This window comes from Bradyrhizobium sp. CCBAU 11357 (assembly GCF_028128865.1).
In the GTDB taxonomy this organism is placed as follows: domain Bacteria; phylum Pseudomonadota; class Alphaproteobacteria; order Rhizobiales; family Xanthobacteraceae; genus Bradyrhizobium.
On record NZ_LBJW01000101.1, the window covers coordinates 155,808 to 168,148 of the forward strand.

11 protein-coding genes and 1 pseudogene are annotated in these 12,341 nt (G+C 58.0%); 2 read left to right on the forward strand and 10 right to left on the reverse strand.

The genetic code is table 11. The annotated features are described in order from the left end of the window. Positions 1-140: 140 nt before the first annotated feature. On the reverse strand, positions 141-341 hold the full coding sequence (locus XI05_RS19550) for a hypothetical protein (RefSeq protein WP_271504715.1): 201 nt from the start codon (positions 339-341) through the stop codon (positions 141-143). 84 nt (positions 342-425) lie between these two features. On the opposite strand from XI05_RS19550, the gene XI05_RS19555 reads away from it, so the two are divergent. Both XI05_RS19555 and XI05_RS19560 read left to right on the forward strand, forming a co-directional pair. Then, positions 426-638, forward strand: coding sequence for a hypothetical protein (locus XI05_RS19555; protein ID WP_271504718.1), 213 nt, complete (start codon positions 426-428; stop codon positions 636-638). 2,365 nt (positions 639-3,003) lie between these two features. Continuing rightward, positions 3,004-3,168, forward strand: a complete 165-nt coding sequence (locus XI05_RS19560) for a hypothetical protein (RefSeq protein WP_271504721.1) — start codon at positions 3,004-3,006, stop codon at positions 3,166-3,168. 622 nt (positions 3,169-3,790) lie between these two features. Here XI05_RS19560 and XI05_RS19570 read toward each other — a convergent pair. The 9 genes and pseudogenes from XI05_RS19570 to XI05_RS19610 all read right to left on the reverse strand — a co-directional run bounded on the left by XI05_RS19570 (position 3,791) and on the right by XI05_RS19610 (position 12,234). Then, positions 3,791-4,105, reverse strand: coding sequence for a PilZ domain-containing protein (locus XI05_RS19570; RefSeq protein ID WP_271504727.1), 315 nt, complete (start codon positions 4,103-4,105; stop codon positions 3,791-3,793). Positions 4,106-5,514: 1,409 nt separating this feature from the next. After that, on the reverse strand, positions 5,515-5,805 hold the full coding sequence (locus tag XI05_RS19580; RefSeq protein ID WP_271504733.1) for a histidine kinase: 291 nt from the start codon (positions 5,803-5,805) through the stop codon (positions 5,515-5,517). 154 nt (positions 5,806-5,959) lie between these two features. Further along, positions 5,960-6,193, reverse strand: a complete 234-nt coding sequence (locus XI05_RS19585; protein ID WP_333939953.1) for a cytochrome P450 — start codon at positions 6,191-6,193, stop codon at positions 5,960-5,962. Beyond that, a pseudogene (locus XI05_RS39820) lies at positions 6,168-6,242 on the reverse strand (hypothetical protein); the annotation flags it as partial. The gene XI05_RS19585 and the pseudogene XI05_RS39820, both read right to left, overlap by 26 nt. A 181-nt stretch (positions 6,243-6,423) precedes the next feature. Next, positions 6,424-9,429 carry a CHAT domain-containing protein gene (locus XI05_RS19590; protein WP_271504737.1) on the reverse strand — a complete coding sequence of 1,002 codons (3,006 nt, stop codon included), beginning with the start codon at positions 9,427-9,429 and terminating at the stop codon, positions 6,424-6,426. A gap of 534 nt (positions 9,430-9,963) precedes the next feature. Beyond that, positions 9,964-10,383, reverse strand: a complete 420-nt coding sequence (locus tag XI05_RS19595) for a hypothetical protein (RefSeq protein WP_271504740.1) — start codon at positions 10,381-10,383, stop codon at positions 9,964-9,966. A 178-nt stretch (positions 10,384-10,561) separates the two neighbouring features. Continuing rightward, on the reverse strand, positions 10,562-10,804 hold the full coding sequence (locus XI05_RS19600) for a hypothetical protein (protein ID WP_271504742.1): 243 nt from the start codon (positions 10,802-10,804) through the stop codon (positions 10,562-10,564). Positions 10,805-11,008: 204 nt separating this feature from the next. Then, the gene (locus tag XI05_RS19605) at positions 11,009-11,233 is read right to left on the reverse strand and encodes a hypothetical protein (protein WP_271504744.1); all 225 of its coding nucleotides are present in this window, start codon (positions 11,231-11,233) and stop codon (positions 11,009-11,011) included. 647 nt (positions 11,234-11,880) lie between these two features. Continuing rightward, complete coding sequence (locus tag XI05_RS19610; protein ID WP_271504747.1) at positions 11,881-12,234, reverse strand: hypothetical protein; 354 nt, start codon at positions 12,232-12,234, stop codon at positions 11,881-11,883. Positions 12,235-12,341: the final 107 nt, after the last annotated feature.

Consider the following 12,341-nt stretch of genomic DNA (forward strand, 5'->3'; position numbering starts at 1 on the left):
TGCAGGGCCACGCAACCGTTCCCACAAATTTCGCTGTATAATCAACGATCTGCCGTCGCCTGGGAGACTAGACCAGGGTGACACCCAGAAAAGCAAAGCATAACGGCCGGGTGATAGTGATGCCGGGCTCCGCGCGCGAATTAGATCAGTCCTTTTTTCGTCACCCGCAGGCTACGGACGTAATATCCTTGTCGCTGAACCGTTGACCTAATCTCCTCGCTGACTTTGAGAATTCTTTTTCTGCTCTTGCGCCACCTATTAGTAGAACAAGCGCCTGGAATTGGGGAGCCTGTGCTGAGAACGAGCACGTCACGTTTGCCGTTGCGATAAACATCAAACATTTTTCGTCCCCGCGATTATATCAAAGCGAAATATGTTTTTGTCATTCCGGTCGACGAGCTTACTAGCCTGCACGGCAGCGCGGGTTGCAAATATGCAACGCTTCGCGACGCATCTTCATCGAGCTGATCAATGTGCCGTTCCTGAAGCAGAGCGGGACCGGCGAGCAGTTCCACACCGCAGTCGCGCTGGCACAGGAGCGAGAGAGCACACCCCTAAATGCCGGTAAGCTGCTGGCGGTACTTTGTGCGATGGCGAGATCCAAGGGCGGCCTTGCCTTCGGGCGGCAGTCGCCCTGAGCTGTCCATTTTGCCTCCGAAAACCGTGAGGCCCGAGCGGCAAGTGTAGCTGCTTGCCGCTCTCAGCCGTCGACGCGGGACGATCCACCGAGAAAACCATACGGCCAAAGTGCGAAAGCGAACAGACCGATGGCCCAGTTAAACTAGTCTGGAGGTGGCCCCAATCGCGGGCCATCTGTTCTGGGGCAGTATGATAGAGGGGCGTGCAATGGACGTTCGTGCGCGACTGGATGATCGTCATTTCGCTCTGCGCCAACATTATGAGGCACTCGCGTCTCAAGTATCCGAACTTGAGGACCTTCGAGACCGAATAGCCAAGGCCGAGCGCAGAATCGTCAGTGTGGCACGCGAAACTAGAGCCAGGAAGGCGGTTTGCGAGGGCAGCGCGGTGGGCCCGGCCAGCAACGCGATCATCTGAATCAGCGTAAGCGTCCGGGCTTTGACGACCGAATAGCTGCTACCCGCCCCAACCGGGGGGCAGGACTTTGGAAATTCGTGATTACCGACCGCAATTTGAGAGAATGTCCGCCGATGAGTTGTGGGCTCTCTACACCGACGTCGATCAGGTTCTCGCCGCGAGGATCGTTGCCAAAAAGCAAGAACTCGACAGGCGCCTCGAACAACTCCACCATAGCAACGGACCTGGCGGTTCATCAGAGTTCAGCGTCCGCGCATCATCATTGGGACGCGACCGGCTCTGAGGAGGGCGTCGCGCTAGCCGCACACCTTGTGCTCCACACAGGTGATCGGCCATCGGTCAATGTCTGCCGGCGGTCGCTTCAGCTTGTGGCTGCACGTGTCGTCCAGGCAATAGACCAAGACCGCGGCCCAGAACCAGCTAATGTCCATAACCGGGAGCGAGCGCAATGCAACACCATAGCATCGCCGACGTCAGCTGCGTGATTCTTCAATGCTTGGATACAAATCAAGTCGCTAGCGTTGAACCGCTCGTGCTGAAGTGTTTCCCGGATATCGACCGGCATACGCTTTGGCAGGCGTACAACGTCGCCCTGGTGGCATACACGTCAGGCACAGGGCTTCACCACCAACAACAGCAAGCGGCAGCCGCGCAACCGAATTTTGGAAAAATGCGCCTGCCTGCTACGTGCTGAGGACCTCAGGACCGAGCCGCATCACAGATCAACAGGTAGCGTACCAGCCATCCGGAAACGGTGGTAGAGGCCAGGTGCCCGCATTATCATTCGCGACCGCAGGCATGACGTTGATGGTTCTCCGCCCACGCGATCCCCTCTCAGTACGAGTGCAAGAGAGGCACGCACCAGGCGCACGCCCGCGACGATGGGAGCGTTGCTCGGAAGGCTCTGTGCTGAAGTGTGTAAACTCTGTGGAGGGCATAAATGCAGTCCGCGCGCTCGGAGCATTGACCGGAACACGTCTGGCTCAGATCACGCCCACAATGATCAAAACTCCGAGCTCGACCAATAGGAGCGTACCCGTTGCTGCGGAGATGAAACACAAATCACCTAATGACAGGAACTTCATGATTCGCCTCCGAATTTGCCAAAGAAGCGGCCCCTACATCCTTTGGACGGCGTGAGCAGGGGGCAGAATGATGGGGCCGCTCCAAGGAGGTCCTTGACGCGTGCGTCCGGCGCCAAGCATTCGCATCCTAATCCAAATTTAAATCTCTTCCAGCATTTAATTTATTTAATTTAATTTTATGTTTAATATTTAATCGGGCGCGGCGAACTCTGTCTGCGCGGTCGCGCCAGTCGAGCGGCGGGCTCGGGCTTCCGATGGACTGTGACCGCAAGTAGGCCACCGTTAGGGCGCACTCGCCTGGCGGTCGTCCGCAAGCAGCAAGGTCGAGCAAGCCGCATTTGCGGACGTGTCTTCGCGCAAGGAGGCGGGTTGGTCGTAGGTCGTGGCGATTGAACTCGCCGCCCCCCCTCCTTAAAGGGCGTGAAAACCGACCCGCTGCACTTGGGCCTCGCCGCCTGCGATCAAATCGCAGGTGTGCTGGTCGCCACCTCGATCCGCTGACGCTCGTCTTCGTGGCGGGCCCGTTGCACGTGCCGGTGTAGCGAAGCGCGCGAGCCGGCCGACTTGTCCCTGATGCCTTGTTGTATCGGCAGTCGACGGCAAAGGCCCGGATCTCGGAGCTGGGAGAGGTCCAGAAATGAGTCACCCCGTTCGGGTTCGCCGCTACCTCCGCGGCAGCGAAGCCCACCGCAAGGTTTCGGCTTGGCTCGGCATGCGAGAGGTCATGCGCGGACAAGCATACACCTAGACCCCCGGCACGCGTCCGCAAACCACCCTCTCCTCGGCCTCCGGGCACAACTCAGGATGGCACCCGTAAATTTCCCAATGTCGCCTGCCTCGGACCGGCGGGAAGATGACACCTATGAAAATCTCGAAGCCCAAGGAATGGAGCGACCTCGAACGCAAAAAGCTTTCGGCGATGATCCGCCGGCGGTACGGCGCGGCGGAGATTGCCGCTGCTCTGCACCGGCATGTCGGCTCAGTCAAGCGAATGGCGCGAGAAATGGGGTTACTTCTGAAAAAATGACTATTGGACAAATTTCATCGATCTACTGCAAGAGAGAACGCCCGTCCGCGTTCGACCGATGCCGGGCCTTAGGTGCGGAGGCGATCGCATCGGGCTCATTCGGTGTAGGAGCGGTGACGCTCGGTTTCGACCGATTGGTTGGACGCCAAACAGTGCCGTGCCCGCTCGATCTGTGCGTCGGTGGCGCCGCGACTTCGGGCATACATCTCGGTCACGGGCGCTGAGAACTTCGCCACATTGGGGTTGTGATTGCGCGCTGCGAACGCTTCGGAGCTCGGAGAGATCGGCAATACGGCAGCAGCACCGAGAGCACGCACAATCATCCTGGTCATCCCCCCACTGAAGACTTCACCGCAGCAGGCCCGTGATCTGCACAAATCGAAGAGGGTTCTCCTCGGTAACGGTTACTCCGACAGAGAGGCTATGTAACTTTGGTCCAGGACGGTCGGTCTGGTGGCACCATCGAAAAGCACCGTGATGCCGGGTGTACGACTGCTGATTTCGACCACCGTCCCGGTCTTGTTGGCTAGCTCCGGGAACTGCATGATCCCAAGCTCGCTCATCTTGAAACGCGCGCCGACAACAAGCTCGCCAGTCGTCTGAGCGATCGTCCGATCCCGTCTCATTGCGGACCGAGCCGACGTTTTTCTGCGTTCGCCTTACCCTTTGGCTTTGCGGTGACGTACTGAACGCCGACGTGAGATCCATCCACCCAAATCAGCTCGCAACGCCGAAATGCCAGACCCGTGGAGGACAGAACCAAGAAGAATTCCTGTGCTTTCAGGGGGTCCGTCGAGCCCTCAACCTCAAGCTTGGCACCGCTTGCGGAGGCGTCGACGAGAATGCAGCTTCGTCGCCAGGTGCCATCGACACCCATGATGCTGACCATATGCTTATGTTCAAACCGGACACGGTAGGCTTTTCGATTGTCTTCCATCGTCCGCGATTCCCTATTTCAAAGCAGTTTCTCCAAATAAATGCGCCGCCTCCATGCGCGTCTGTGCAATGAGTGAATCGATCCTCGCCGAGTGAGCCAGTAGCACCGCCCTGGCTGCTGCATTCAATCTCGTCTGCCTCACGATCAACCGGATGCAGCCATTCGCGAGCTCAAGAAGGAAGATAGCCTGCCCAATATCGTCTGTTGTTTGAATGTCGAGCGCTTGAACTTGCGACAGCAGAACGGAAACGTTCGCCACAACGTCAGGCAGTTCTTGCCTCGAAAATCTTGTCCGAGACTTCGCCTTGTGAGGCTGTCGAAATCTGAGCACTGACGACATCGTCACAAATCTCTAGTGCGGGCCGGCCATTGTGACCTGCTGCGCCGAAAGTAATCGAAGAAAAGAAACGAAACGAATAGAACTATAGCTATGCGCGAGAACATCCAGCCAGGCCAACTCGGACAAGCCTGGCCATCACGACCACGCGCTCATTTTCCGTCGAATGCCCCAGGACTTTACGCCAAAGCGATTGACAAACAGTTATCAGGTTGCGAGCAGCCGTTATTGCCCTATGCAAGTTGCGTCGGGGACGCCATCGAAATTCGGCAACGTTGGCTCAGGAAAGACCTAGAAAGCGAAAGTAGAGCGCTGTTTGCCAATGATGCCGCCAAGATTCCACCTACCCGATGCTTGCAAACTAGATCACTCCCTTTTTTGCGACGCGCAAGCTGCGGACGTAATATCCTTGTCGCTGAACCGTTGATCGAATCTCCTCGCTGACTTTGAGAATTCTTGTTCTGCTCTTGCGCCACCTATTTGTCGAAAAAGCGCGTGGTATTGGGGAGCCTGTGCTGAGAACGAGCACTTCACGCTTGCCATTGCGGTAAACATCAAACATTTTTCGTCCCCGCGATTACATCAAAGCGAAATATGTTTCGTCATTCCGGTCGACGAGCTTACTAGCCTGCACGGCAGCGCGGGTTGCAAATTTGCAACGCTTCGCGACGCATCTCCATCAAGCTGATCAATGTGCCCGTCCTGAAGCAGAGCAGGACCGGCGATCAGTTCCGCACCGCAGTCGCGTTGGTAAAGGAGCGAGGCTGGCTGGAGCTCGGTGAGAGCGGCACGTGTGCGTGCCCACCGGGGCAAACAGAAGCATTGGGGTAGGCGAAGTACCGTGTGCAGCAGCAACTGAGCTATGATCGGGTTTGCGTCTACGTTCGGTCGCTACTGTCGTGCTGTACCGCCTATCAACGCGAGGTTTGGGCGCTCAGATGTCCGCTCATCCTTCAACAGCGCACAAACAGCAGACATCGTTGAAGGTCGCTATGGGCCAATAATAAGTGCCGCCGCCAGGTTGGCGGGCCTGCGTGACTCTCTCGTTTGGGGGCGACCCCTACTTGTTTGCTCATCGTTTTAGCGCAGCACGGGCGATCTTGATGTAGTCCATGCATTCAGGCCAATCTTCCTCTATCACCTCGGTCTGGGCACAGCTAAACGCCTTGCGCAAGGTTGCGATCACTGGCGCCGGATGTTTCTTCCGGAGCTCTGCCTTGATCATCCCAAAACCCTTCTGACAATCGGATTTGTTGTCCGCCAGTGCCGCGGTCGCGGTTATCATCACGGCCGCCGGTGCGACTAACAAGACTGAACGCAGCACATCTTCTCCTCCATTGCCTTTTGCTTGTTCGGCGGACAAGCTCGAAAAAGTCGGCCGGTCACGCCACGATCCTTACCGAGCTCCGTTCTGTCCGGCCGCGTGCCTCCTCCACTCGGCAAACGTTTCGAACTGTTAAAGCTCTCTCCTCGGAACCAACCGCATCGGCAGCCCTTTTCGGGCGTAACGTAACGCGCTAAAGGGGCCTGACTTCGGCGTGCGGCAGCAGCCTCATTTCGAAGCGGCGGGTTAGGACAGCAAGAACGATTGCAGCTTCCTGCACGGCAAAAGACGAACCGATACAAGTCCAAGGCCCAATTCCGAAGGGCAGATAGGCAACGTGAAATTCCCCCTCGATTCTCCGGTAAAAAACGTAAGGGGTCGAATGCATCGGGGCGGCTCCACAACGCGCGATGTCGATGAAGAACATACGGCGCTATCTCGATCAGGGAGCCTGCTTTGACTATCACCCAACACATCAGCCTCTAGCGCAGCCCGGCTGAGTGCGGCGACCGGTGGATAGAGCGCAGCGCTTCTTCTATAACTGCCTTTGGGTTCGCTGCCTCGCGGTTTCGGTCTGGCGCGGGATCATTCGATGGCCGCCTTCAAGACGGCAATCGCAATCTTCCATCAATTCAAGACGTCTCGGCGCGCCAGTCGCTAGCGCGCACCGCCATCGCCAATGATCGTGTAAGGCGCCCAGAACAGTGGATGCGCATATGCAAACTCCGTCTTCCCGTCGCTGTTGAGATAGCCGGGACCATCCACCAGAGCAATCATTGCATGCCGCAGTGCTTCGCTGCGGTCCAGTTTCGGATCGTCGGCCTGGCGCTTGAACAGATCCGTAATCAACTGTCGTGCCGATCGCGAATGCACCGACCAGTTCGTGACCAACAATGCGCGCGTGCCAGCGTAGAAAAACGCTCGACCGAGACCCGATACCGCCTCGGCACCGGCGCCCGCCCCGGCCCCAGTGTTACAAGCAGACAGGATCACCCAGTCTGCATCGAGCTTCAACGACAGAATCTCCTCCATCGTCAGCAGCCCGTCGCCATCAGTTCCCGTCAGTGACGGCGCCGACAAAGCGAGCGCTGGCTGGGTCAATCCATCGAGCTCACCGGGTATAAGCCCGTGGGTCGCGAACGCCACGATCTTGAATCGAGAAAGGTCCATGGTTTTGACCGCCTGCTCGTTGGCGTGCTTACCAAGATTCAGAACCTTGGACGGGTCAGATTTGAGCGCCAACGCGATCGACTTCAATTCGTCCGCAGTATCCGGTAGCCGCGGAAGCAAGGCCAATTCGGTATGATCGCCTGCTTTGATGTCCGGGATATTCCGACGTTGTAACGGCTGGCCACGTGTGGGGGTCGCCGCGTCGGCGACAGCCGGGTTGGCACGCTCTTGTTCCGCCTCGTCAGCCTCTTCCTTGCTGAAATAAGGATCTCCGAACGCGACAAGCTCTCGACGGTCTGGTCTTCCAGGCGGCAGCTTCCGCAGCGTACCCAGCGCAGAAGCGGAGGGCACCATCGTCACAGCGTGCGTGCGCGCCAACCAAGGCACGTCTCGGTAGCGTGCAAACAGCGGTTCAGCGTCGGCATCGATGTTCGTCGGCGCTGTCGGGAGCAGTGACAGTGGAAGCAGACCCAACGCCCCGTTCGTCACGACAATCAAGCTTTTGGCCGACTTCCAATCGCCCTCGATCGGCTTCAGTAACTGGTCGTAAAGCTCCGACGCGAGCTTCAGATCAAACGCCGGAATATCCGATATCAGCATCGCCTTTGGGTCAAGTGCCTCCCGCAACTTCATAACGGTGCGATCGAGTTTGGCAAGGGTTGTATTAATGCGAGCGAAGTTGACCGAGCGCGCCTTCCTTACGACCCACACGAAGCTGTCAAACTGGCCAAAATAGAACGAGAGCAGCGCTTCATCTTCGGAAAGCTGACTTTGTAGGTCAACCGCGTTAGCCCGGGCGGGATTGATGAGGTTGCCGTAACTTGGAAATCTCTTCGCAAGATCAGCAAGTGTCTGCGCCCTCGCCGCCTTGAGGGTTTCAATTTCGATCTGAGTCGCCTTTATGGCCTTCTCGTCGCATTCGGATGGAAGTTGGGCGAGCAGGTTATTCAATGCCCCGAGCGCCGCCCCGATCTGCTTCTCGCTATCCTGCGACGAGCGCACCAACTTTGCCAGATCGGGATTATTGACCGCCGCCCGCGCAGACGAGGCCTGAAGTGCACGCTGTACTCCCGGGCCGCGCAACACATCAGCGTAACCGAATGTCGTGTTCGCGACGTCGGCGGGCGCGAGGGCGGGGTTCAGCGCGAGCGTGCGCATATATGCTTCGACAATAAACCGGACGCGCGCGTCACGCGCCGCGGCGGTGCTTCCGCTATCTTCATCGGCGCCCCCTCCGAACTTGGACAGCAGAATCGGCAATGCCTCATTGAAGGCTTGCAGCGCCTCTGCTGTCTTGCCCTTGCGGGCGAGCGCCATCGCGACAAAGCCGCGAGCCGTTGCGGTATTGAAGCTCGCACTACCCGATCTAGTACTTTCGCGCTCTAGGGCGTGCTGAGCGATATCCAGCGCATCTTCGTTATTCCCTTTCGCCAGCATTACGGAGACACGCGCCAAGCCGCCGCTCACAGCTTCTCGGCGCGACGGCTCCCATTTGGCCGTCCAGGCATCGATCTGGTCATAAAGCCGGCTGGCGTCGTCGTACCGACGCTCGAGATTGAGTATCTGCGCAAGAAAGACCTGCGCTGCAATCATTTGCGCCGAATCGACGCCGTAACCGAGCCCTTGAAAGATGCCGATGACTTGTCGCTGCAGTTGCTCTGCTTCGCGGTAACGTCCCTGCTCCTGGAGCACGTAAACAAGCACGCTAAGGATGCCGCCCGTGTCTGCACTGAACTTGCCGGAATTGCTCAGTCTGTTGAGCAGCGCTCTCCGGACGTCTGCCTCGCCTTCGCCGATGCGGCCCTGCGAGACTTTGGCGCGACCTTCAAGCGCTAGCGCCCAATCTGACGATCGTTCGAATTGTCCATCAGGAGGTTTGCTTTGCCATTTCGGCAACGTTTTCACGGTAGCTGCGTAGAGCAGCGCCGCCTTGTGGTAACTACTTTCGGCCTCCGCATACCGACCGCGCGCCTCCGCGACGCGCGCGTTCCCGTCCTCAACAATCGCCTGCCAGCTCATGCCGTAAATGGCGAAGTTCGGCCACCGACGCGACTCCAGCAATAGCGTCCGATTGCGCTCGACATACGTCTCAGCCGAGTTTATGTCGCCATTTCTTATTTGTCCCACCGCTAACGCCAAGTTCAACCCGAACAACTTTCCCTTAGCGTGGCTGGAGAACGCAACCACCTGCTTTGACAGCAGGGCATTGGCGCGTTGGTTCTGGCCTGCATCACGTAGCCTTGCGATCAATAGCTGCTCGTAACGGCTGCCGACGTTGGTATAATCCACGCCGTGCATGTTACCGACCGCGAGTTCGGCATCGGCAAGTGCCTCGTCGTTGCGCCCGAGCTGTGTTCGAGCCACTCCACGCTTGTAGTAAAACGCGGCGAGTTCAGTGCTCTTGAGACCCGCCGGGACTGGGGCGTCCGCAGCGGCCGTGAGTTCCGCAATCTTTGATGGGTCCGGTGCCTGCTGGTCCAGAATGGCTGTCATCTCAGACGCTTTGCGCGGCGGCGCGACCAGGCTCGCTGGAGCTTTACTAGCGAGCAGAGCGGCTGCGGCAGCTACGTCCTCGGGCTTCGGGCTGCTGGCGGCTTTAGCCGGATCGAACAACTCGGCTTTCGGCCGAGATGCAAGCATGGCGCTCTGAACACAGGCTTTGACCCGAGGTCCTGCGCCGGCGCGGCAGGTTTGAAGAGTGCCTCCGTTGCGCATGCACTCGAGGACGATCGGCCTCCCCACTGAGTTGCGGCAACGCTCTATCGCCTGGTTGAGCTCGAGGGCCACAGCAGAAAGGCAGGACGCCTGCAGAAAGAGAAGAACCGCCCAAACCATACGCGCGGGCATAATCGCTTCCTTCTGAGATGATATTCCTTCCGAAAATCGACCTTTGCTGCGAAGCAATTTGCGCACGATTATGTCCCACGTCATTCGGCCGTCAAGCCAAGGTGACTCACCCATCTCTCAAGCGTGCTTGGCCGGGACGACCTCAGCCGCGCCTCGCAATATTCCATTGTCTATGGTTGTCTATGGTGAGACCCGCAGCACGATTATCGTGGTACCGGGGTGACCGTCGGTATCCTTCAGATCGATCCTGAGCAAATATTCGCCGGGAGGCGCCTCTGCGTTCGGCATGTCAATGCCGGTCGCCAGCGTGAACGGTTTGATTCGAGGAGTCAGATCCACGTTCGGGGATCGAAGCAAGGTAACTCTAATGGATTCAGGATCGATCTTCGTCCCCCCAAAAGATTGAAACGTAAGATGAAGCCTTAATGGCGAGGGAGTCGTGTCGGCAGGAGAGTTCAGCGCTATTTTCGGGCCACGCAGAATACCGCGCTGATCATCGATGACCGCCCCCCGAGGAGGCGCCTGTTTAGCCTCCACAGCTGTTATTAATTCTGCGGCTTGCGAAGGTGACGCCAGCAACCCTGCCAGCAGGGCCGCCATGCACAATCTCGGAGCCACGAGACCCTCACCTTCTCGGCTACGAAACACAAATGTAGCACGACAGAGAGCTGTCGAAAGTGCTTGCTTGTGGGCCGGTATGACTTTTGGTATGGGCACTCGGACACCGCTAATACGTCTGGTGTTGAAAGGCGATTCCCAGGTTGGCGGAGCTCGCATTCTAATGACGGTGCATGCACGCGTGCACGTAATCTTTAAAGCCGGGATCTTTCTTAGCTTTGACGAGGCCGATCGCACGGGCCTCGTCGCGGCACATTTCCTTTTTCTCGACGATTTCCGGATGCTTCTCGGCCTTGCACTGAAAGCGGAACGGTCCTCGCGGATATTGCCTGCAGTTTTGCGCTTCGGCGGCGATGACCAAGCTGCCGAGAACCATCGAAGCGCCAATCAGTATTCTGATCATGAGGCACCCGATCGAAGTATTTTTGTCAAACCTCGCCCTGGTAAGCTCGCTGCCGAGAACGGCCCCTTAGAATCGTAAATGCCGGGGCCGTTGGAGGTTGCTGGACCCAAGCCGAACTGAGCCTCGATTAGCCGATAAGTTGTAACCCTGATCGATGTAAGGCCGGTCGCTTAGAACTTCCGGCCACGGTTGGGGAAGAGTGCATCAGCGACCTCTGTCGTCGTTGCCGTTCGGGCTGCCATCGCCACCGCTATTGTCCCAGCCATTGTTGCCGTGGTGATGATGGTGAACCGCTCCGGCGCCGGACTTGGCAATTGCATTGGACGTCGGGGAGGTCGAGAGCAGCAGAGTCATCGCTGGAGGTGTCACGGCGGCGAGTTTTCCGCAGGCCTTCAGAAATTCACGGCGGTCATCGTCCTGGTCAGTCATGGGGTCTCCCCGGGGGCCGGCAAACAGATTAAATAACATTAAATATAATAAATCAATTAAATTGCGATCGTAGGTTTCGCCCGGTTGTTCATTCTTCGGTACTCCCTCAGGGAGAGCAGCCTAATAGAACTGTCGTGCGGAACTCCGAAACGCGCGTTGCCACCCCTCGATCTCCTCACCGACCTCGAGCGCCTCACCCGCGGAGGAATGGAGAGCATTCTTAGAGTATTCCGGAGTTGTTGAGGTGCCGGTGAGGGCGCCCCGCGCAGCCTCTTCGACACGTCTTCGAAGATCTTCCGATTCTGAGAGCTGCGCAGCTAGTTCGTTGAAACGCGCTGGGCAAGAAGAACTAAGGGGGGAATATTGCAGATGCGAAACATTCGGGAGCTCAGCTCCTCCTCATCCATCCGTGCGATCCTTTGGCGCATCACGTCGTGCCACTCACAAGCGACGTTCTCGACCCGCGTTCGATGGACCTCCAACGCGCCGCGCCGCTCCGATATGATGCAGCCGATTGTCCGAAGTTTACGCATAGTGAGCCGCAGAACTCGGCCGCCACGCCGGATCGGTGAGGCGCATGGCACGAACGCGGGACTGCTGTTGAAGAAGTAGTCCCCGCGAGCGGTGTTGAGCGCAGCGCGGCGGACCTACAGCCCAAAGCCTCGGCCAATCTCCCGCGCAAGCTTGAGCGCGGCCTCGGTATGGCGGCCATAGAAGAACGCTCGATCAAGCTGCGAAAAGATGCCCATTCCAAATAGCGCGATGGCAATGCCTCTAAACATAGTTGTGGACCGGGTTGAACGATACAGCGAAAGTTCAAAACGGCCCCAGCCGCAGGTTGGGAGAAACAGCCGGGGCCGGCATTCCCATTCCAGTGTGCCGCAATCGGCGGCAATCGGCACGCTCTTAGCAAGCCACGTGAAAGCTAATGAACCGTTTCGAAGCACGAAATTAGGAGCGAGGCGCCTGATCTCACAAACGCGCGCTTCGCAACGCAACATAGCGGCAACTCCCCGTGTTGTACGTTGGGGAGCGCCCCCCGAGTGGTATACTTCTCCTCGTGGGTGAAGATGAAACCCCGCGGCTCGCGCAGCATCGGCAAAGGTTT

Excerpts from the sequence above, each read along its gene's own strand:
- XI05_RS19595 (WP_271504740.1), bottom strand. The coding sequence starts at position 10,383 with ATGGCGGCCCTGCTGGCAGGGTTGCTGGCGTCACCTTCGCAAGCCGCA.
- XI05_RS19550 (WP_271504715.1), bottom strand. The coding sequence starts at position 341 with ATGTTTGATGTTTATCGCAACGGCAAACGTGACGTGCTCGTTCTCAGC.
- XI05_RS19600 (WP_271504742.1), bottom strand. The coding sequence starts at position 10,804 with ATGATCAGAATACTGATTGGCGCTTCGATGGTTCTCGGCAGCTTGGTC.
- XI05_RS19605 (WP_271504744.1), bottom strand. The coding sequence starts at position 11,233 with ATGACTGACCAGGACGATGACCGCCGTGAATTTCTGAAGGCCTGCGGA.
- XI05_RS19570 (WP_271504727.1), bottom strand. The coding sequence starts at position 4,105 with ATGGAAGACAATCGAAAAGCCTACCGTGTCCGGTTTGAACATAAGCAT.
- XI05_RS19610 (WP_271504747.1), bottom strand. The coding sequence starts at position 12,234 with ATGTTGCGTTGCGAAGCGCGCGTTTGTGAGATCAGGCGCCTCGCTCCT.
- XI05_RS19590 (WP_271504737.1), bottom strand. The coding sequence starts at position 9,429 with ATGACAGCCATTCTGGACCAGCAGGCACCGGACCCATCAAAGATTGCG.
- XI05_RS19585 (WP_333939953.1), bottom strand. The coding sequence starts at position 6,193 with ATGTTCTTCATCGACATCGCGCGTTGTGGAGCCGCCCCGATGCATTCG.
- XI05_RS19560 (WP_271504721.1), top strand. The coding sequence starts at position 3,004 with ATGAAAATCTCGAAGCCCAAGGAATGGAGCGACCTCGAACGCAAAAAG.